Genomic DNA, 20,706 nt, shown 5'->3' with positions numbered 1-20,706 from the left:
AAAACGAGACAGTATACGGCCTGACCCTCTTTGTCAATGGCTCACGCGGGCTTTTCGTTCCACGCCATGATGCGTTCGCGCAGCCAGCGGTGCGCCGGGTCCAGGTGCATGCGCTCGTGCCACACCATCGCCATCTCGTAATCGGGCAGGGTGACGGGCGGCTCCCACGTGCGCAGGGCGCCCAGGGCGTTTTTCAGCAGGCGCGACGGCAGCAGGGCCACCATGTCGGACGCGGCCAGCAGGGGAGGGGCGATGAGGAAATGCGGCACGGACAGCACCACCTTGCGCGTCCGGCCCAGCGTTTCCAGCGCCGTATCGACGTTGCTGCGGAAACCCCCGCCGTTGGGCGAGACGACGATGAATTCCAGCGTGCAAAACCGCTCGAGGTCGGGCGGCGCTTGCAGCAGCGGGTGGTCGCGGCGGCCCGCCAGCACATAGTGTTCGGTGAACAGGGTGCGGTGGCGCAAGCCGGGCGGCGCTTCTTCCTGCGCCAAAAAGCCCAGGTCGACCTGGCCGTTTTCCAGCGCATGCGCCATGCGCGCCGGCACGGCTTCGAACACGGCCATGCGCGACAGGGGCGCCTGCGCGCGCAGGGACGGCAGCATGGGCAGCAGAATCGCATACTCGGTGGCGTCGGCCGCCGCCAGATTCCAGCGCACTTCGGCCGTGGCCGGGTCGAACGCCTGTTCCGGCTGCAAGACTTGCTCCAGCTGGGCCAGCACGGCTTGCAGCGGTGCGAACAGGGCCAGCGCGCGCGCCGTGGGCAGCATGCCGCGCGGGCCGGGCAACAGCAGCGGATCGTCGAAGGCGGCGCGCAGCTTGCCCAGTTGCACACTGACGGACGGCTGGCTCAGGTGCAGCCGCGCCGCCGCCCGCGTGACGTTGCGTTCGATCAACAGGGCGTTCAGGGTCAGCAGCAGGTTCAAGTCCAGCTTGTGCAAATCCAGCTTGTGCAAATTGTTCATGGCTATACCTTGTATATCAACTATTCATTTCCACTATGATAGCGCAAGCCCTACAGTAGTTCCTGTGATATCCACTCTTCATCCATTACAGGAATAAACTGATGCAACTCCATGAATATACAAGCTTTGATGGTCTGGGACTGGCCCAGCTGCTGCGCGACGGCAGCGTCTCGGCCGCCGAATTGCAGGACGCGGCCGCGCGCGCCTGCGCCGCCGTCAACCCGCTGATCAATGCCGTGGTCGAGCTGTGGCCGGCGGATTTGACTGCCATCGACAGCACACTCAGCACTGCGGCGTTCGCCGGCGTGCCCTTCCTGATCAAGGATGTGGCCGTCACGATGGCGGGCCGCCGCAGCGAAGCGGGCAGCCGCCTGGGCGCCGGCCATGTCGCCGCATTTGACTCCCACCTGATGACGCAGTTCCGCGCAGCCGGCCTGGCGACGTTCGGCCGCACGAGCACGCCGGAAATGGCGTTTGCCACCACCACGGAACCCGTGCTCTACGGCGCCACGCGCAATCCCTGGAACCTGGCCTTGAGCGCGGGCGGCTCCAGCGGCGGCGCGGCGGCGGCCGTGGCGGCCGGCATCGTGCCGCTGGCCCATGCGACGGATGCGGCCGGTTCCATCCGCGTGCCGGCCGCCTCGACGGGCCTGTTCGGCTTGAAACCGAGCCGTGGCCGGGTCTCGAACGGCCCCGCCATGGACGAGATCTTCAGCGGCCTGGGCGTGCAGCTGGGCGTGAGCCGCACCGTGCGCGACAGCGCCGCCTTGCTCGATGCCGTGCAGGGCGTGATGGCAGGCGAGCCGTATGTGACGAGTCCGCCCGGCCACGGCTGGCTGTCGCAGGTGAGCGTGGCGCCGGGCAATCTGCGCATCGGCGTGCAGCGCGCAGCCTGCAGTGGCGCCCATCCCGTGCCCGCCATCGGGGCCGCGCTGGACGCCACCATGCGCCTGCTGGAAAGCCTGGGCCACCACGTGGAAGAAGTGTCGCCCGCGCTGGGCGTGTCGTGGGAAGCGTTCGTGCACGCGAATGCCGGCATCTGGTGCGCCAACCTGGTGCCGTGGATCGATGGCCTGGCGCAGGAGAGCGGGCGCGGCGTGTCGCTGGAGACCCTGGAAGCGGCGACCCTGGCCTGTTACCGCCATGGCAAAACGGTCTCGGCGGTGGATTTCGTGGCGACCCTCGACGTGCGCAACACGGTCACGCGCCACGCGGGCGCCTTGTTCGGCCAGTACGACGTGCTGCTGACGCCCACCTTGCCGGATATGCCGTGGCAACTGGGCCGCTATGGCGAAAAGGAAGAACAGCTTGACGGTATTGGCTGGACGGCGCGCCTGTTCGAACATTCACCGTACACGCCGCTGGCGAACGTGGCGGGCTTGCCGGCCATGTCCGTGCCGCTGGGCATGTCAAATGAGGGTGTGCCGATCGGCATGCAATTCATGGCCGGCTACGCCAGCGATGACGTGCTGCTGCGCCTGGCGGGTCAGCTGGAGCGGGCGGCGCCGTGGGTGCAACGGCGGCCGCCCGTGTGGGCAGGGAACTAGGAAGGGGGAGAAGAGGAAGACTACAGAGCGGCGAGGCGGGCCGCGCCGCGGCTTTCCAGGCGAAAGCGGGCTTTTTCCCACAGCCGGTCGTGGAAGGGCAGGACGATCACGTTGCAGATCGGCTCGACCACGGCCAGCAAGCCGCCGAAGGCCATGGACCCCGTGGCCCAGTACATGACGCCGAAGGCCACGCCCATGTGCAGGGTCGTCTGGCTGAGCTTTTCGCCGGCCAGGGCGACAAAGCCCAGGCGGCTGGCGGCGTAGCGGCGGCGGATCGCGTGCCAGGCTTTTTCATGCCACGGCAACAGGGCTACGTTGATGATCGGTTCGATGATCGCGGCCAAGCCACCGAGCGCCAGGGACCCCGTCAGCAAGTAGGCGAGGCCGAAGGCGATCGACATGTGCGTGCAGACCTGGCTGAATGTTTTGATGGCTGTGAACAAGGGATGCTCCTTTCTGTTGAATTCGCTTATCCTTGATTTAGATAGTAACGATTCTCATTTACAAAAGGAAGTAAAATATTTCAACCGAACCCATAGATTGAGGCTATGGTTTGAGAAATATCAATTGCCCCTGCTGCGCACACCTCCCGCAGCCGCCATGGCCGTCAGCGTATCGCCGTCGCCTGCGACCACACGGCTTGCCAGCGCCCAGCGCGCCGCTCATAGCTATCGATATGCCAGTAGCGCGAGCGGGGCACGGCCTGGCCAGCGAAATGGATTTCAAGCTGGGCCTGGTAGCGCAGCACGGCCGCATCGCCATGCACGCGCACGGCGATCTCGCCCGGTTCCCAGCTCAGATAGCGGATGTGGCCCGCCGCGATGGCGCCCAGGTATTCTTCCCGGGACAGCAAGCTGCCGATGGGCGTGACCAGCTGAAAATCGTCGGCGTGCAGGGTGCGCGCCAGCGCCACGTCACCGTCGACCAGCGCCCGCAGGCGGCCGCGTTCGATGTCGCGCAGTTGTTCCTGCATGGCCGCTTCGGAGCCAGGGTGCTGTTCTTGCATGATTCCATCCTTCGCTGTGGGGGATTGACACTTTGACGTAATTTGTCCAAAAGCCATATTGACACTATATATATATAATGTCAATATGCCAGCATGTCACCCCACACCCTCAAGACCCAGCGCATACTCGACGCGGCCCTGGCCGTGTTTTGCCGCTATGGCTACCGCAAGACATCCATGCTCGACATTGCGCAGGCGGCCGATATGTCGCGCGCCGCGCTGTACCTGCACTTCAAGAACAAGGAAGACGTGTTCCGCGCCGGGTCCGAACGGGCCCATGCTACCGTCATGGCGCAAGTGGCAGCGGCGCTGGCCGAACCCGGCCCCGTCTTCACGCGCATCGAAATGGCGCTGCTGGCATTCCAGCAAGGCTTGATGGCGGAAATTTCCGCCAGCGCCCATGGGCAGGAATTGTTCGACGCCAATATGACCCTGGCCGCCGACATCACCTTGACGGCGCGGGCAACACTGGTGGCGTCGCTGGCCGGCGCGCTGGAACAGGCCGAAGCGGCGGGCGATATTGCGCTGCGCCGGGTGGACGCGACCGCCGCGCAGGTGGCCGGTTTGCTGGTCGCCGCCATGGATGGCATCAAGCATGCGCAAGGAGGAGGGGAGGCGTTGCGCCACGGCGTGGCGCTGCACATGCGCTTGCTGGGCGCGGCGCTGCTGCGCATGTGAGCGGCGAAGCTCGCATGCGCAGTCGGGCCTGGGCCGTTACGGCAGGGTTTTCAGCACATTCTTCGTCGGCACGGAGAAATTATAGTTGTCGTGGCGGTCCCAGTTGATCGACCACGTCATCACGCCACGGAAGTCCGGATACGCCTGCAGCGGCTTGATGGTGCCGCAATTGAGCAGGCGCGTCAGGCAATTCAGGGCATTGCTGACGTCGGCATTCGTCGTAAAGCCCGAACCGGCCGAGCTGCGGCCCGACGGCACGCCGAAGCCCACCTGGTCCGGACGCAGGCCGGCGAAGGTATTGCCGCCATAATTGAATCCCTCGATCAGCATGCGCGCCGTGGCCACCAGCTGGTCGGCCGAACCCGCCTTGATGGCGCCCGTCGCGTACGGCGTGTAAATGTCGCCATTGTTGTAGTACTGCGGGTGCAGCACCGTCAGCTCGCTGCGCAAGCCGTTGATGATGGGAATGTAGGCGCCCCAGATGCTGCCATAGCTCGTGTATCCCCCTTCCACATACACCCATTCGGGCGCCATCGACAGGTAAAAACTGCTGCCGACCTTGGTTTTCAGGTTTTTCACGGCGATCGGCAGATAGGTCTGGATGGCCGCGCCTTGCGCAACGCCGTTTTCCAGGTCCAGGTCGATGCCGTCGAAACCATATTTCGTGATGATGGCGTACAGGCTGTTGGTGAAATTCGTCGCTTCGGCCGTGTTGCCGACGGAAACGGAACCGTTTTGCCCGCCCAGCGACAGGATGACTTTCTTGCCCTTGGCCCGCTTGGCCGCCACGTCGGCGATGAATTGCGCTTCCGTGCCCGCACCCGGATCGATGGTCAGGCTGACATTGCCGCCGCCCGCGTTGTCGCCGAACGAGACGACGATCACGTCCCAGTCATCGCTGACCTGGCTGATCGGATACGTGGCGCCGCTGGGGTTGGTGAAGTTGTGCCAGTAGCCGATCAGCGCGTGCTTGGCCAGGCCGGTGGGCGTTGGCGTAGGTGTTGGAGTCGGGGTAGGTGTCGGCGTTGGTGTTGGCGTCGGAGTTGGGGTGGGAGTCGGCGTAGGTGTCGGAGTTGGGGTGGGAGTCGGCGTAGGTGTCGGGGTCGGCGTAGGTGTCGGTGTCGGCGTTGGGGTAGGAGTTGGCGTCGGCGTCGGCGTCGGCGTGCCGCAGTCTCCCACCGCCGTCCAGGGCTGGCCGCTGCCGGCGCCGCCGCTGCTGGTCGACGGGTTATTTCCTTGCGTCCACCAGTTAGCCGTGTAATTGACGTAGTTGTAACTGGCCTGGCCGCCGCCATTGTAGGCAGTGCCGCTATTCCACGGCGTGTAGCAGGCCACTGCTGCGGTCGCGCCGGCCAGCAACTGGCTTGCGCCCCCGCTGGATCCGTCGCCGCTGCCGCCGCCGCAGGCCGCCAGAGTGCCGCCGAAGAGGGTAAGGATGAGGGTATTCATGACTGTCCGGTTCACTTGCATCTCCTTGTGTATTTTTTAGCATGGCCGGGCGGCTGGACACCGTCCGATTTTTCAGAGTGCAAGCATTGCAGGTGGTAGTCAACTGGTTTTGTTCTTTGCGCAAGATCACAATACCAGTTGCGGCATTACCCCAGGAGATGGGCAATGCGGGCCATACCAGTGCCTGTTTTCCAGTGCGCTGGTATGGTGTCCGGAATGGCGCCGGGAGCAGGGAGGGGAAGGGAGGTGAACGCCAGGCAAGGTCTATGGCATCGTTTCCTTGCGCAAATCGGCATACGGCACTAGTAGAGCAAATAGGTCGGTTGCGTGATGTAATGCACCGTGGGAATGTGCTGCGCCTCCCATAAATACCGGCCTGCGCCAGGCCAGGCGGCATTCTTCGGACCGCCATCGCCCGCCGGACTGGAGGCTGGCAGCACGAACGCGGGCGCCGCATCGGCCTGCTTCAGCATGGCGTAGGAAGCGTCCATCAGGGCCGGCGTGCGCGGTGAAAACACGGCGGCCGGCTCGAACCTGCCCGTGAGGCGCAAGTAACCATTGCTGTCAGGCAGCACTTCCAGCGCACCCAAGTTCCCGATGGTGAGCATCGTGGCGATACCTTGCATCAAGCCATCGTCCTGGTGGCGATCCATAAACTGCTTCATGCCCACGCCGCCCGCGAAATGGCCGCTCGTCAACAGCAGCATGACGCTTCGCGGCAAGCTGTCCTGCGGCAGGCGCGCCAGGTACTGGGCCATGTCGACGATGGCGTTCGGTCCATTGTCTTCCAGCGCGTTCGTGCCATCCGTGTGGCTGCCCAGCACCATCAATTCCGCGGACTTGCCGGGGATGATGCCGACCAGGTTGCGCGTCTGCACCTGCCGCACGGTGGCAGCCATGGTCAGCCGCAAGACAGGCGCCGTGCCCGCCAGCACGCTTTCGCGCAGGCGCCGCCCCCGGTCACGGTCGATAAACATGCTGGGCAGCTGGCGCACTTTGCCGTCGTAAGGCGCATACAAGCCGTTCATCGACATGGGCGGCGTATCGAGAATGACGATCACGCCCGCCGCACCGGCTGCCTGCAGGCTGTCCAGCAAGGTGATGAACGGCCCCAGCATCTGGAACTGGCGCGCATACGGCGTGTCCGGCCCCATGGCGTGGTCCGGATCGTGGACATGCACGGCGGACCGATGGAAAACCTTGCCCGTCCACGCCACGGCGGGCATGTCGACGAGCACCAGCTTGCCGGCGAGGCTGGCATCGGGACTGGCCCCCGGCGCCAGATAGGCGATGCGCCCCGTAATGCCGGACGGCGGCGTCACGCCCGAATACGGAATGTAGCCAGCCGTGGGCAGCACGCCAGACCTGTCGTCGTGGACAACTTCCAGGCCCCAGTCTTCCGGCTGCACCGACCATTGCCGGAAACTGACCGGTTCAAAGCGCAGTTGTTTGACACCGGCGCGCGCCAGGCGTTCATGCAGGACGTCGATATATGCTTCATGCCGGGGCGAACCCGTGGCGCGCAGGCGGCGCTCGTCCAGGTCGACTTGCCAGTCCACCAGTTGTTTTCTGGACAGGAATTGCGTGGCATCGACCGTCACGGCAGCCGACGGCGGCAGGGCGCGCGCAGGCCAGGGGCCAGGCTTGCTGGAACAGCCGCACAAGACGGCCGCGATGGCCAGCGCGCCGGCAAGGGATAGAAAGCGCCGGCAATGCGGTAAAAGCAACGCCGTGCGTGCAGGCTGCCGGGTCATGCTGATCTTGAGACTTCTCATGCAAAATAGTCGGCAAACGCCTGATTTCATTGACATTGTAGGTATTGGAGATACTTCTCACGGACGGCAATTTACCACGAGACAAGGCGCCAGGCCGGCACGCCTCACCGAACTCCATGTCCTGGTTAACGCCAATCTGCTGGGCGACGACATGGAAAACCAGGCCAGCAGCATCATTGCCGCCATGCGGGCCTCCGGTGTTGAACGCCTGGTTTTCATCCTGTCGATGGGCATCGACGATGAAGTTCCCGGCACATTCGGCGAATGGACCAACGCCAGGCTGGCGCAACACCTGAAACCATTCCGCCGCGCCGCCGACGCCATCGAAGCACCGGGCCTCGCATAAGCCATCGTGCACCCAGCCTGGGTGACGAACGAAGACGAAGTCGGCGACGAACGGACGATGCGCCGCGCGCCATTCAACGGCACCGTGGTCTCGCGCCGGAGCGTGCCAGACCTGATCGCCAACATCATCGCAATATCAGCGACAGCAGCGCGCAGAGGGGGAAAATCGCATTTGCGATTGAGGAGATGGCAAAATGGAGGTTTTCTCAAATTCATCCATAACTTCGCATAATTTATATTATGTCAAATAACGAAAAGAGTGCAGAAACAAGACAGTACATGAGCGCGCTCCACTTGCATGCATATAACCCTATCCTCAAGGCCAGTCTACTCACATCGGCTGGCCTTACTGCTGTATGACAAAAGTCTGGCCAAACTGCATGCCGACTGCACAGCCGTGGCATCACTCCAGGCATGCCCGCTACGGCAGTACACGTTGCAGGGTTCGCGTAAACTTGGTGCATGCTTACGGGCGGCATAGAATAATGGGTATTACGCTAAGTTCTTTGCAAGCCGCGACAAAATAGGATAGCAGCCAGAGCAACTGGCGGATATGGGAACGTACCGGCTGGCCGTTTTTAAGTTTAGTTAGCTGATTACTCACGTCGGCAGCTGACAAAAACGAACAACATAAAACCGCTTCTCTGCGCAATAAGTTATCACTAAGGATTTGCATTATCCGATCTTCGATTTGCACGATCGTCAGCCCGGGCGGAGCCCGGCGAACTAATGGAATATTGGTTCCGTGATATGAACAATTATAGCCCGCGATTTTGCGACCCATTGCTGCGGGCATGCATAGTAGATTGCCCATGTTCTTTAGTGCTTGCCCCACTACCTCGTGAAGGCTAGACGCGCCAGTAGTTGGCTTGCCATGTTTTGAATGGATGAAAGTTAGGGTCTTTGATGCAGCATGAACTGCGATGTGATCAGCCCACTCATCTCCAAGGTCATCGCAAAATATATAGTCGGCGTTTTGATATTTATCCTCTGCAATAGTAAATACTGAGGTGGGAGGGAAGTTATTGAGCGCCCCCTTATTTGGGTGAGGATTATCTCTGGAAATGTCAATCTTTTCCCTATCGGCGAGAGCAAGTGTTGGCAAGCCTTGGAGCGCTGCAATGACTGACAGGGTTTCACCAACGATACCAGAGTCGCGGTAAATTCCGCCACTCATATAGACATGATCAGGCGAATCGAAATAGACAGAGAAGAGGTCTTTGCTATTAATATACGCGGACAACGCAACATCCTTCTTTCCATCGAATAAGGTGAAATTCCGAAAAGCGTCCAGTTCGACTTTAATTTTGCTTCCGCCCACCGCTAGGCGGCCGAGTGGGAAATCACCGTTCTTAATCACGGCGTTACTCGACAGTTGTCCGATCAGAAAATCCGTCATCTGCGGCGTTGCAACCGGACGTGCAAGTTTACGTTGATTGTCTTTCTTGAATTTCCGACGCCATACGAGACGATCCTGTTCAATTTTTGTTTGTAATCCTAACGTATCGAAAACTATAAGACTTGGGGTTAGATTGGGCATCGCCGTCGCAAAATCTATTGGCTCAGCAAAACGAGACAAAAAAGTTGATCTGTGGTTATTTGTTAACATCGCGCGAATCTGAGAAAACCACATCCCGACTTGATCAATATCGACTGCCGGCCCATACGCGGTAATTCTTGCGGCGCTCGCGGTAACAGAGATCACTGCTCCATTATCATTTGCCTTCAAACTACGCGGGATAGTTTTCCCGCTGCCGAACTGTGGCATTTCATTTTGTAGGGAGTTCCCCTCATACGCGCGACCTGTCAGCCCACTTTGCGCAGGGTTTATTATTTTTGAGACAAGTTTTAGGATATTGGCACCGTTAGTAAGCACGCTTGTAATTTGCCCGTAAGGAACAAGCGAGTGCCCTAAAAACAACGGCTCCACGTCAATAGTACCCAGATGACGAAGCTGCATGGCCGCGTACCCGCCTGCTTCGATAAGAAGTACATAAGCAAGAACCCGCTCTTGAAGAGTTCCGTTCGCAAAGGTAGGCGCGCGTACTGTTTCACCAAGTAAGAATGAAACGGAACCGTAGTTAGGCGGTAGTGCTGTCAAAAGAACTTTGTGCCGGACGACAATTGGAGCGGCATTCTCCAGTTCCGACCGAACACTTATCTCCTTCAACATGACCCGGAGCTGTTTTGCTTTTACCCTCTTTGTCTGGCGCAAAAAAACAAAGCTCCGCGTGAAGCTAAAGTCCTTAAGATTTACTCTCTGCATTATGAACTTTCCTAGGGTAATGGAGCCATCTCATTATGGCAGTAGTAGTGTTCATTGGCAAAAAATAAGTTATTTCTTAGAATTTATAATGCAAGTGAGTTATTGCTCTAGCTTTAACCTCACCTCGTTATACACAGGTCCAGACCGCCGATCAGTCGGCGTGAAAACAGTTGTGCATTCAATGGCTTAACACGCCCCTTGTAATTGACCGCAATTCACAAGCCCCCTGCTCTGCATTTCCTTGCCGTAGTACTTTGCTATGTAGCTGCCTCGGCCACGCCAAAGCCGAAACGGTGCGGGTCATCCTTGCCGATAGTGGTGATGGCCGTCGAAGAAACGGCGCAGTTGGAATGTGTTCCAGCGGTGCGCATTTGGGGCTGCGTCGCCTGGTTGGCACGTCTGCTGAACAGCGCACGCAGCCATCTCTGGCAGTAACGATCATCTGACAGTACCTGGACAAGCGGCCCCCTTCCCTGATCTGCCTGCAAATATCCTACGCCTGCGACTGCCCATCGGCAAACGCGGGCACTTCCCGCGAAACCGGCCTGCTTGCTAATTCTTACCGACGATACCCAAGCTTTCCATGACCCTGGCGGCATTATCCTTGCAGTCCACATCTTCCGGTTTTGCATCGATCAATTGAATCAGCGACAAAAGATGGGCCTTGTTTTGCGCCAGGCGTACTTCCAGCGATTCGATATCGGCTATCTTCTTCTTGAGCGCAGCCATCAATTCATCATGTTTCCATGATGAACTATCTTCCGGCAAGACTTGCTTGATTTCGTCCAGGGAAAAGCCCGCCTGCTGCGCGTCGCTGATAATCGACAGTACCGCCACGGCTTCCAGCGGATAGTCGCGGTAGCCGTTCGATTGGCGGCTCACGGCTTTCAACAAGCCCTTGGATTCGTAGAACCGGATCGTGGACGCCGCCAAGCCGCTGCGCTTGGCCAATTCGCCAATTTTCATTATTTTTCCCGCTGAAGTTGTAGTTTGTTATTCCGTAAAGCCTTGAGCAGAGCTTGCGCCACTTCCTTGCTGGAACCAGGGTTCTGGCCGGTGACGAGGCGGCCGTCCGTCAGCACGAAGCTGCCAAACGGGAAAAAGCCTTTGGCATACAGCGCCCCTTTGCTCTCTACCTCGCTTTGCAAAAGGTAGGGAACCTGGTCCTTAATGCCGGCAAGCGATTCTTCCAAGTTGGAAAATCCTGTCACGCTGCGCCCTTTTATCAGTGGCTCGCCCTTCTCGTCCTCCAGATCCAGCAAGCCAGCGGCGCCATGGCACACGGAGGAAACGACGCCGCCGTTGCGGTAGATGGCCTCGGCAATGCGCTTGAGGTCCTTGTTGCCCTTGAAATCCCACATCGTTCCATGGCCGCCCGTGTAGAAAACAGCCCCATAGGCAGCGGGATCGATGTCGGCCGCAGCTTTTGTCGATTGCAGCAATGCCATGAAAGCAGGATCACTCAGGTGACTTTTTGCCGCCTCATCCATGTACAGCCATCCCTGGCTGCGTTCATCCAGCGGCACCACACCGCCGCTGGGACTGACGAAGTCGATGCCATACCCGGCTTCCTTCAGCACATCATACACATGCGTCAATTCCGTGAGCCACAGCCCCGTATGGTCGTTTCTGCTCGGATATCGGGAATGATTGGTCATGACTATCAGCACTTTTTCCATGGCCGGATCGCGCATGGGGGACACCGGTTCAGCAGCAACCATCTGCAGGAACAGCAAGGGCATGACAGCCAGGAGCAGTTTCTTGAAAACAGACATGGGATCGTCCTCCGAATAGTTGAGTAGTCTGGGCCATGTCCGCCGAACACAGCGTGATCAACTATAAGCTTAAAGCCAACTTGAATGTCAAGCGGCAGATCGGCTGCCACGGGATTTTTGTGGTTCAAGGGGAGCGGCCCTTCTTCAAACCAGTGTCCCGAACGCGACAGTGCGATTTTTTTTCATTTCAGGGCTTGACCTTCAAGTTAGCTTAAAGCTTATCGTGAGGCTATCGCAACCTTGGAGATCAGCATGAAACCCTTTACCGCACTGACATTGCCCAATGGGACAGTCATTCCGAACCGCCTCGCCAAAGCCGCCATGGAAGAAAACATGGCTGACCAGGACCACGCGCCGTCAAAAGAACTGATCCGCCTGTACCAGTCGTGGGCGGACGGCGGCGTTGGCCTGATGATCACCGGAAACGTGATGATCGACCGCCGCGCCATGACGGGCCCCGGAGGCGTGGTGCTTGAGTCCGAGCAATTTGGCGCCCGCTTCGAGCAGTGGTCCCGCACCGCACGGTCACGCGGGGCGCAGATCTGGATGCAGATCAACCATCCAGGGCGCCAGATGCCCGCCGCCCTGGGACAGGAAACCATCGCGCCTTCTCCTGTGCCCATGGATATGGGCAACTTTTCCAGGCAATTTTCGGCGCCGCGGGAAATGACGGAGGCCGATATTGCCGACGTGAAGCAGCGCTTTGTCAACAGCGCCCGGCTGGCCGAGCGGTTTGGCTTTACGGGCGTGCAAATCCATGCGGCGCACGGTTACCTGATCAGCCAGTTCCTCTCCCCGCTGACCAATCAACGCACGGACCGCTGGGGCGGATCGCTGGAAAACCGGGCGCGCTTGCTGGTCGACATCGTCAACGGGGTGCGGCAAGCCGTCGGCAAGGGCTTCGCCGTCGCGGTGAAGCTCAATTCGGCGGACTTCCAGAAAGGCGGCTTCAGTTCGGAAGATGCCAAGCAGGTCGTTTCCATGCTCAATACCCTGGGCGTGGACTTGATTGAGTTGTCCGGCGGCAGTTATGAAGCGCCTGCCATGCATGGCCAGACCCGCGATGGCCGCACGCTGGCCCGCGAAGCCTATTTCCTGGAGTTCGCCAAGGAGATCGCCACGGTGGCCAGCATGCCCCTCATGGTGACGGGCGGCATACGCCGCTACCAAGTGGTGGAGCAAGTGCTCGACAGCGGCATCGCCATGGCCGGCATGGGAACGGCGCTGGCGATCGATCCGCAATTGCCCAAGGCATGGCGCGCCGATCCGTCGGCGAGCCCCCTGCTCAGGGCCATCACGTGGAAAAACAAGGTGCTGTCGTCCATCGCCTACATGGCGATGGTCAAGTATCAGTTGCGGCGCCTGAGCCAGGGCAAGCATACCAGGCCGCAGGTGGCGCCCGCCCTTGCGCTGCTGATGCAGCAATGGGAAACCGCCATCAGGAACCGCCAGTATCGCCGCAGGATGAATAGCGGGATTTGAACTGAATTTTTCCACATCCAACATTAAAGGTGCAAGCCATGAATATGCAAATTGCCGCGGCAGCAGCCGCCTCAGTATCGACATTGATGCTGAGTCTAGCCGCAAGCCCGGCGCGGGCCGAAAATCCTGCCGAAAGCACGCCCGTCATCATCGATATCGCCGGCCATGCCGTCCCCGTGGCCGCTGGCGGCCTGTACGAGCGCTTCCGCTCGAATCCGCCCTTATCGGTCATTGCGTCGGAAGCGCCGGACCTTGACCTGAGCTGGTTCAAGGGCATGCGGAAAGAAAAGGTCGACATCGGCTTTGCCTCGTATTCGCCGAATTTCTATTACAAGAACCGCAAGATCACGGCGGTATTTACGGCCGACCTTGCCCGCTTGAAGGAATTGATGCCGGAAGACATATTGAAGGCAGTCCAGCCGCTGCAAGTGTGGCCAGGCCGGGGTGCCGTGGCGTTGACGGCCTACGCCTACGAATACTGCGACAACGACAGCTACAATGAAATTTCATTGGCGATTGTGACCAACAAGCCCGGCGCCACCAGTTTTGGCCCCTTTACCTTGCTGGGCCAATCGCTGTCCCATGATTTCTGGGGCTATGTGCTCAAGCTTCCCGTCAATACGGAGCTGGCCAGGGTGCGTGGCGTGGTCGGCTACAACTTGCCCAAGTGGCTGACCGGTATCGACATACAGGAAACTGAGGCAAGCGTTTCCTTTGCCGTCACGGACAGCGCGACGGGCAAGCTGGATTTTGTTTTCGAAGGCAAAAAGCTGGGCGACCTGTCGCACGAGGCCGAGGTGGTGAGCAACAGCTTCACCAACAAGGATGGCGGCGGCAAGCTGACGTATGGCTATGCCGTTTCCCGCCTGCTGAGCCATGCATCGAGCACGCGCGCGGAATCGGTCGACCTGAAACTGGGCGACGGCAGTTTTTCCACGTATATCAAATCATTGAAGCTGGGGAAGATGATGAGCTATGAATACGTGCCGGCCTTCCAGAATGCGCTGTATGCCCCGCAGCCGCTGGCAACCCTCGGTGCCGGCAAGTGATTGGCTAAACAGCCGCCAGCGAAAAAGCACCGTTCCAGGTGCTTTTTTTATCGCCTTCCCTCCCGGTATATGTTGATGTAGATCAATCAATTTTCCTATTGTGTGCAGCAGAATATGATCATTCGCAAGCCTCTGTTGAACAGACCATGGCAGAGCGCCTGCGTCCTGCATTACGCATTCACCACTACACAAGGAATAACATGATCCCCACCACCATGAAAGCCGCCGTTGTCGAACAGCTGGGTCAACCGCTGGTGCTGCGCGACGTCGCCGTGCCGGTGCCCGGCCCCGGCCAGATCCTCGTCAAGACGGAAGCGTGCGGCGTGTGCCACACGGACTTGCATGCAGCGCGCGGCGACTGGCCCGTCAAGCCGACGCCGCCGTTCATTCCCGGCCACGAAGGCATCGGCCTGGTGGTGGCCGTGGGTACGGGCGTGACGGAAGTGCAGCTGGGCGACCGGGTCGGCGTGCCCTGGCTGTACTCGGCTTGCGGCCATTGCGAACATTGCCTGGCAGCCTGGGAAACCGTGTGCGCCGAGGCGCAGTTCGGCGGCTACACCAAGAATGGCGGCTTTGCCGAATACATCCTGGCCGACCCGCGCTACGTCGCGCACATTCCGGCCGGCTTGTCCGCCGTGCAGGCGGCGCCCATCATCTGCGCCGGCGTGACCAGTTACAAGGGCATCAAGGAAACGGGCGCGCGGCCGGGCCAGTGGCTGGCCGTGTCCGGCATCGGCGGACTGGGCCACCTGGCCATCGAATATGCGGTGGCCATGGGCTTGCGCGTGGCGGCCGTCGACATCGATGAAGGCAAGCTGGAGCACGCGCGCGCCCTGGGCGCCGAAGTGACCATCAATGCGCGCCAGGGCGACCCGGTCGCGGCCCTGCGCGAAGCGACCGGGGGCGGCGCCCACGGCGTGCTGATCACGGCGCCGTCGATCGATGCCTTCCAGCAAGGCGTGGCGATGACGCGCAAGCGCGGCACCTGCGTATTGGTCGGCTTGCCGCCTGGCGACTTCCCGACGCCGCTGTTCGACGTGGTCGCCAATTGCGTGACGATACGCGGCTCTTTTGTGGGCACGCGCCAGGACATGGCCGAGGCACTCGCCTTCGCCGCCACGGGCAAGGTCAAGGCCGGCGTGGAATTGCAGCCGCTGTCGGCCATCAACGAGATCTTCAGCCGGCTGGAACATGGCCAGGTTGCCTCGCGCGTGGTGCTCGATTTCAGCGGCAGCTGAGCGGCACGCCACCGGCAGGCTGCGCGGTGTGTCGTGCGACGGCAATGCGATTGATGTTGCTATGATGGCATTTCATAAAAGACACACCGAGGATATACCGATGAAGAAATCCCTCTCCCGCCTGCTGGCCTGCGCCGCCCTCGCCTGGTCGTTTTCGGCCAGCGCGGCCAGCGCGGCAGACTCGGCTGCGGCCACGCTGCCCGGACACTATTACCTGCAAGGCGTCATGGAAACGGGTTCCGAACTGCTGCTGAAAAAGGACGGCACCTTCGAATGGATGCTCAGTTATGGCAATACCGACGAGCAAGCCAGCGGCGAGTGGCGCGTTGCCGGCGACCTGGTGACCCTGGAGACGGGCAACGGCGGCAAGGAGCCGCAGTTTCGCGTGTTCGAGGAAGCGGAAATGCGCATCCAGAAACCCGCCGAAGCGGGCATGTGGGTGGCCATCGTCGGCTACCCCCAAGTGGGGCCGATGCCCGGCGTGGAAGTGAAGTTCGAAGCGCAAAGCGGCAAGACGGCCACGGCCGTCAGCGTGGCGAACGGCGACGCCATCGTCCGCATGCCGGCATCGGAACGCTGGGTGCGCGCCGGCTTGCGCCGCCAGGGATCGAAGGCCGACTATCGATGGCTGGCCGTGCCGGCCGAGCGCGCGCAGGAACGCATCGCCGCGTTCGCCGTCACCGATCCCCAGTGGTTGCGGGGCCAGGCCTTCCAGAAGCTGGCCTTGCGCGTCGTCAAGGGCGGCCTGAAGGTCGACGATGCGGACAACGGACTGGCCAGGGGCCTGTACGCGAAAGCGGCATCGAAGCAATAACCTTCCCCCCTCGTTTCATTCTCCAGGCACGCCGTCCTGGTCAAGCATATTGACCAGGATAGCGCTGTTTGCACCCGCGCACGCCCGTGCGCCGTTGACACCCCGCACTGTCTGTCCTATAGTCGCCGGGTTAACGACAAATGAGAATGAGAATCATGTTCAGTTCTATCAAGAAATGGCTCGTGTGCTATCCGCTCGTGGCCGCCAGCCTCAGCCTCTTACTGGCAGGCGGCGCGCAAGCGCAAGTGGCCGACCAGGGTGCCGGCGCCAAGCAGTTGTGGCAATTGATCGATTATGTTGCCGTCGATTACAGCGGTGCCGTCGAGCACGGCAAAGTGGTCAGCGAAGCGGAATACGCGGAAATGCTCGATTTCACGGACAACGCGACGACGCAGATCGCCGCCCTGCCCGCCCACGCTTCCAAGGCGGCCATTGCCGCCGCCATCGCCGACCTGCGCGCGGCCGTCGTCGCCAAGGCGGACGGCGTGGAAGTCAAGCGCCTGGCGCACCACGCGAACGGCTTGCTGATTGCCGCCTACCCGATTCCCGTGGCGCCGAAAGTGCTGCCCAACCTGGCGCGCGGCGCGGCCCTGTACGCGGCCCAGTGCGCGTCTTGCCACGGCGTGGCCGGCGGCGGCGACGGTCCGCTGGCGGCCAGCCTGGAACCGAAACCGATCGCCTTCACGGATGCCGAGCGGGCGCAGTCGCGCAGCCTGATGGCCCTGTACCAGGTCATTTCGCAAGGCGTGTCCGGCACCTCGATGGCCAGTTTCGGCCAGTTGTCCGACAACGAACGTTGGGACCTGGCGTTCTATATCGGCGGCATGTCGCACGACGCGGCGGCAAGCGCGCGCGGCGAAAAGCTGTGGCAGGACGATCCGCGCAGCAAAAAGCTGTACGCCGACCTGGCTGCCGTGACGACCCTGACGCAGGAAGCCGTGGCCGCCAAGCTGGGCGCGGACGAAGCGCAGGCGCTGACGGCCTACCTGCGCAGCCACCCGGACAAGGCCGAGGCGCACAAGCCGGCCGGCCTGGCCCTGTCCCGCTTGCGCCTGGCGGAAAGCCTGGCCGCCATGCATGCGGGCGACCGCGCGGGCGCCACGCGCCTGGGCCTGTCCGCCTACCTGGACGGCTTCGAGCCGATCGAGCCGATGGTCGGCGCGCGCAACAAGTCCTTGCTGCTGGCCGTGGAAAACGCCATGCTGGCGTACCGTTCCGCCGTGGCCAAGGGCACGGTGGCCGAGGCCGAGGCGGCGGGAGAAAAGCTGCAGCAACTGTTTACCCACGTGGAAGCGGAGCTGGGCGACGCCAAGGCCGAGCCGATGACGACCTTTATCGGCGCCCTGACGATCCTGCTGCGCGAAGGCGTGGAAGCGCTGCTGATCGTGATCGGCATCATCGCCTTCCTGCGCAAGGCCAAGCGCAACGATGTGCTGCCTTACGTGCATGCGGGCTGGGCCAGCGCACTGGTGGCAGGCGGCCTGACATGGGTGGCGGCAACGTATCTGGTGACCATCAGCGGCGCCAGCCGTGAAGTGAGCGAAGGACTCGGTTCCGTGTTTGCGGCCCTGGTCCTGCTCAGCGTGGGCTTGTGGATGCACCAGAAGAGCAGCGCCGGCCGCTGGCAGGAATACCTGCACGAAAAACTCACGGCGGCGATGTCGCGGCGCTCCGCCTGGGGCCTGTTCGCGCTGGCTTTCATCGCCGTCTATCGCGAAGTCTTTGAAACCGTGCTGTTCTATTCCGCCCTGGCGGCGGACGGCAATGGCGGCGCCCTGCTGGGCGGCTTCCTCGTGGCCATCGTGCTGCTGGTGGTGATCGCCTGGGCCTTGCTGCGCACGAGCGCCCGCATGCCGATCGGCAAATTCTTCTCGTGGACGTCCGCCTTCGTGGCCGTGCTGGCCGTGATTTTGATGGGCAAAGGCGTGGCCGCGCTGCAGGAAGCGGGCTGGGTCGGCGTCACCCCCGTCGATTTCATGCGCGTCGACTTGCTGGGCATCTTGCCGACCCTGGAAACCTTGCTGGCGCAGGCTGCCATCCTGGCCATCATCGTCGCCGGCTATGGCTGGAACCGTTTCTCGGCAGGCAAGCACAAGCTGGCCTGACCCTGTGACGCCCCGCAGTAACTGAAAGCCCCCGATAGCTGCCTGCAGCTATCGGGGGCTTTTACATTACAGCCGCTTATCGCGTCACTGCCCCTGCGGATGTGGCGGCGTTGTGCACTTTCACCCCTGCCAGCCAGGTTTCCTCCACCACGATGTCGCGCAGCTTGCGCACGTTCTCGTCCAGCGGGTCTTGCGCCAGGATCACCAGGTCGGCCCGCTTGCCGGCTTCCAGCGAGCCCACCAGATGATCCATGTGGCAATGCCAGGCGGCATCAAGCGTGACGGCGCGCAATCCCGCCATGCGGCTGATGCGCTCGTCCGGATTCAGCACCTCTTTCCCTGGGGCACCTTCCATGGTGCGGAACACCGCCTGCTCCATCATGCGCAAGGGGCCCAGCGGCGAGACGAAATGGTCCGAGTGCAAGCTGATGTGCATGCCCGCATTCAATGCCGAGTGGCAACGGTCCAGCAACTGGGCCCGCTCCTGGCCAAAGATGGTCTGCTGGAAGGTGTGTCCCCAATAGCCGACGTGGCCGATGAGGAAACTGGGGTTCAGCTGCAGTGTCGCCATTTTCGTGATGGCCTCGTCATTCAGCAGCGAGGCGTGCTCGACGCGCAGGCGCAGCTGGCGCCGCTTTTGCGCTTCCTCTTCGCTGATGCCGCCTGGCCGTGGCGTCAGTACCTTGTCGTAGCTGTTCAGCACATATTCCACCGCCTTGTCGCCGTTGGCGTGCACCAGCACGGGCCAGCCGCGCCCCACCGCCTTGTCCAGCATGCGGGAAAACACGGACGTGTCGGGGTAGTTGCTCAAGCCGGTGGGCGGCACCTCAGGTATCGAATGTTCATCCGAGCAGGCATAGGGCTGGCTCTGATAACCGGTCAAGCCCTGGTTGGAGCCGTCCGCGATCAGCTTGATCGCCTTGATGCTGAAACGCTGGTCGCCGTGATTGTCCAGGTCCGGCTTGTAATGATCGAGCCAATTGTCCAGTGCTTTTTCGTCGGGTTTGGTGAACAGCGCCGCACCGATGCGCACGGGACCGAGATGGGCCGCCAGCTTGAGCAAACCGATTTCCACCAGCGGCGCATCGGTGGCGCCCAGGCCCGCGTCGAAGACGCTGGTAAAGCCCATGGCCGAGGCATTGTCCAGCACCTGCTTCAGGCACGCGATAAATTCCGGTAGCTTGGGCAGCGGCGCAACCAGCAGCGCCTTGGCGATCCTGATTTCGGTCAGCACGCCGGAAGGACTGTCCTCGATGTTCGCCGCCTCCAGTGCCGCGGTATTGAGATAGGCCAGGTGGCCGGACGAGTTCATCAGCAGGATGGGCACCGTGCTGCTCAGCTTATCGAGTTCGCTGGCGGCGATGTCTTCCCACGACTGCATCAGCGAGGGATCGACGCCGAAGCCCAGCACCCAAGGGTTGCCTTTCTTGTCTTTCGGCAGCTGGTCCGTCTGCCCCAGCGCCGCGCCAATTCGCCAACTGATGCTCTTGAAACTGTATTCCGGATCCAGTTCCTGCTGCCGGGGTGCGCTCAGGAACGGCGTGAGCGACAGCCAGCTCTTGTACAGCGCGCTGGGCAGGATGTGCATATGGGGTTCGACGAAGCCCGGCAGCAAGGTGCGGCCGTCCAGGTCCACCTCGCTTGCCTGATGCGGCTGCATGGCCTGGCGCACCTCGTGCAGCGTGCCGGTGGCAATGATGGTGCCGCCGGCGATACCCAGCGCCGCCACCTGGTCGCTGCCATCCGCAGCCATGGTATGAATGTTACCGTTATGGAAAATCGTCGCTTGCGGCGTCAGTTTCTGGGCGTGCTGGGGATATGCCTGCTGGAACGCCGTGTCCAGTTCGCCGCTGAGTGCGGTTCCCGTCAACAGGCCGCTTGTCAGCGTAGGCAGGTGTGGCAGGTTGCAGCAGGCGCAACCGAGGTGGTCATGGCTCATGCAGATTCCTATCAGAGGTTAATGATTTAAATCAATGAAGTCATCCTTTATTCCGGCTCGAATATACCCGACAACAGAATATCGGGAAAACGCGACGCCTGGACTGGCTTGCTTTTTGCCAGTAACTTCTTCGAAGCATAACGAATTGCCGATCAAAAAAACTCAAACATTGTCACGTTAATGCAAATGGCGGCGCGGCTGCTTCCCATTCCTTGCCTTGGATTTATTTTCTGCAATGCATCCCATATAGTTTCCCTGAAGTAAATATATGGT

The 20,706-nt window shown here is 61.1% G+C and carries 17 protein-coding genes; 8 read left to right on the top strand and 9 right to left on the bottom strand.

Annotated elements, in window-relative coordinates; genetic code table 11:
* Window positions 1-41: 41 nt before the first annotated feature.
* Entirely contained in the window at window positions 42-965 is a 924-nt protein-coding gene (locus tag OX459_RS10630) for a LysR family transcriptional regulator (RefSeq protein ID WP_289904972.1), read from the bottom strand.
* A gap of 101 nt (window positions 966-1,066) precedes the next feature.
* On the opposite strand from OX459_RS10630, the gene OX459_RS10625 reads away from it, so the two are divergent.
* A complete protein-coding gene (locus tag OX459_RS10625; protein ID WP_289904971.1) occupies window positions 1,067-2,512 on the top strand; it encodes an amidase in 1,446 nt (481 codons plus the stop codon).
* A gap of 20 nt (window positions 2,513-2,532) precedes the next feature.
* Here OX459_RS10625 and OX459_RS10620 read toward each other — a convergent pair whose 3' ends face one another.
* Both OX459_RS10620 and OX459_RS10615 read right to left on the bottom strand, forming a co-directional pair.
* Window positions 2,533-2,955: a DUF2061 domain-containing protein gene (locus OX459_RS10620; protein WP_289904970.1), complete on the bottom strand. Its 423-nt coding sequence runs from the start codon at window positions 2,953-2,955 to the stop codon at window positions 2,533-2,535.
* 164 nt (window positions 2,956-3,119) lie between these two features.
* The gene (locus OX459_RS10615; protein WP_289904969.1) at window positions 3,120-3,518 is read right to left on the bottom strand and encodes a nuclear transport factor 2 family protein; all 399 of its coding nucleotides are present in this window, start codon (window positions 3,516-3,518) and stop codon (window positions 3,120-3,122) included.
* A gap of 93 nt (window positions 3,519-3,611) precedes the next feature.
* Here OX459_RS10615 and OX459_RS10610 point away from each other — a divergent pair, with 93 nt between their 5' ends.
* On the top strand, window positions 3,612-4,196 hold the full coding sequence (locus OX459_RS10610; RefSeq protein ID WP_289904968.1) for a TetR family transcriptional regulator: 585 nt from the start codon (window positions 3,612-3,614) through the stop codon (window positions 4,194-4,196).
* Window positions 4,197-4,232: 36 nt separating this feature from the next.
* On the opposite strand, the gene OX459_RS10605 is transcribed toward OX459_RS10610, so the two are convergent.
* On the bottom strand, window positions 4,233-5,645 hold the full coding sequence (locus OX459_RS10605) for a glycosyl hydrolase family 18 protein (protein WP_289904967.1): 1,413 nt from the start codon (window positions 5,643-5,645) through the stop codon (window positions 4,233-4,235).
* A gap of 302 nt (window positions 5,646-5,947) precedes the next feature.
* Window positions 5,948-7,399 (bottom strand): PA domain protein, encoded by a 1,452-nt coding sequence (locus OX459_RS10600; protein WP_289904966.1) that lies wholly within the window; start codon window positions 7,397-7,399, stop codon window positions 5,948-5,950.
* Between OX459_RS10600 and OX459_RS10595 the strand changes: the two genes are divergently transcribed.
* Window positions 7,398-7,766, top strand: coding sequence for an NAD(P)H-binding protein (locus tag OX459_RS10595; RefSeq protein ID WP_289904965.1), 369 nt, complete (start codon window positions 7,398-7,400; stop codon window positions 7,764-7,766). The two genes, OX459_RS10600 and OX459_RS10595, sit on opposite strands and share 2 nt — an antisense overlap.
* Before the next feature lie 465 nt (window positions 7,767-8,231).
* Here OX459_RS10595 and OX459_RS10590 read toward each other — a convergent pair whose 3' ends face one another.
* The 3 genes from OX459_RS10590 to OX459_RS10580 form a co-directional block, all read right to left on the bottom strand.
* A complete protein-coding gene (locus tag OX459_RS10590) occupies window positions 8,232-10,031 on the bottom strand; it encodes a hypothetical protein (RefSeq protein ID WP_289904964.1) in 1,800 nt (599 codons plus the stop codon).
* Window positions 10,032-10,583: 552 nt separating this feature from the next.
* Entirely contained in the window at window positions 10,584-10,997 is a 414-nt protein-coding gene (locus OX459_RS10585) for a MerR family transcriptional regulator (RefSeq protein WP_289904963.1), read from the bottom strand.
* Complete coding sequence (locus OX459_RS10580; RefSeq protein WP_289904962.1) at window positions 10,997-11,806, bottom strand: type 1 glutamine amidotransferase domain-containing protein; 810 nt, start codon at window positions 11,804-11,806, stop codon at window positions 10,997-10,999. Before OX459_RS10580 ends, OX459_RS10585 begins: the two co-directional genes overlap by 1 nt.
* Before the next feature lie 252 nt (window positions 11,807-12,058).
* On the opposite strand from OX459_RS10580, the gene OX459_RS10575 reads away from it, so the two are divergent.
* The 5 genes from OX459_RS10575 to OX459_RS10555 all read left to right on the top strand — a co-directional run bounded on the left by OX459_RS10575 (window position 12,059) and on the right by OX459_RS10555 (window position 18,494).
* Entirely contained in the window at window positions 12,059-13,288 is a 1,230-nt protein-coding gene (locus OX459_RS10575; RefSeq protein WP_289904961.1) for an NADH:flavin oxidoreductase/NADH oxidase family protein, read from the top strand.
* Between the two features lie 86 nt (window positions 13,289-13,374).
* On the top strand, window positions 13,375-14,337 hold the full coding sequence (locus tag OX459_RS10570) for an acetoacetate decarboxylase (ADC) (RefSeq protein ID WP_289904960.1): 963 nt from the start codon (window positions 13,375-13,377) through the stop codon (window positions 14,335-14,337).
* A 203-nt stretch (window positions 14,338-14,540) separates the two neighbouring features.
* Window positions 14,541-15,575 (top strand): zinc-dependent alcohol dehydrogenase, encoded by a 1,035-nt coding sequence (locus OX459_RS10565; RefSeq protein ID WP_251349216.1) that lies wholly within the window; start codon window positions 14,541-14,543, stop codon window positions 15,573-15,575.
* Window positions 15,576-15,675: 100 nt separating this feature from the next.
* Window positions 15,676-16,389: a hypothetical protein gene (locus OX459_RS10560; protein WP_289904959.1), complete on the top strand. Its 714-nt coding sequence runs from the start codon at window positions 15,676-15,678 to the stop codon at window positions 16,387-16,389.
* Between the two features lie 155 nt (window positions 16,390-16,544).
* Window positions 16,545-18,494: a cytochrome c/FTR1 family iron permease gene (locus tag OX459_RS10555; RefSeq protein WP_289904958.1), complete on the top strand. Its 1,950-nt coding sequence runs from the start codon at window positions 16,545-16,547 to the stop codon at window positions 18,492-18,494.
* A gap of 76 nt (window positions 18,495-18,570) precedes the next feature.
* Here OX459_RS10555 and OX459_RS10550 read toward each other — a convergent pair whose 3' ends face one another.
* The gene (locus OX459_RS10550; protein ID WP_289904957.1) at window positions 18,571-20,433 is read right to left on the bottom strand and encodes an amidohydrolase; all 1,863 of its coding nucleotides are present in this window, start codon (window positions 20,431-20,433) and stop codon (window positions 18,571-18,573) included.
* Between the last annotated feature and the right edge of the window lie 273 nt (window positions 20,434-20,706).

Source organism: Janthinobacterium sp. SUN026, assembly GCF_030397625.1.
In the GTDB taxonomy this organism is placed as follows: Bacteria; Pseudomonadota; Gammaproteobacteria; order Burkholderiales; family Burkholderiaceae_D; genus Janthinobacterium; species Janthinobacterium kumbetense.
The sequence above is the reverse complement of the archived record's forward strand: the minus strand, read 5'-3'. Positions and strand labels throughout refer to the sequence as shown.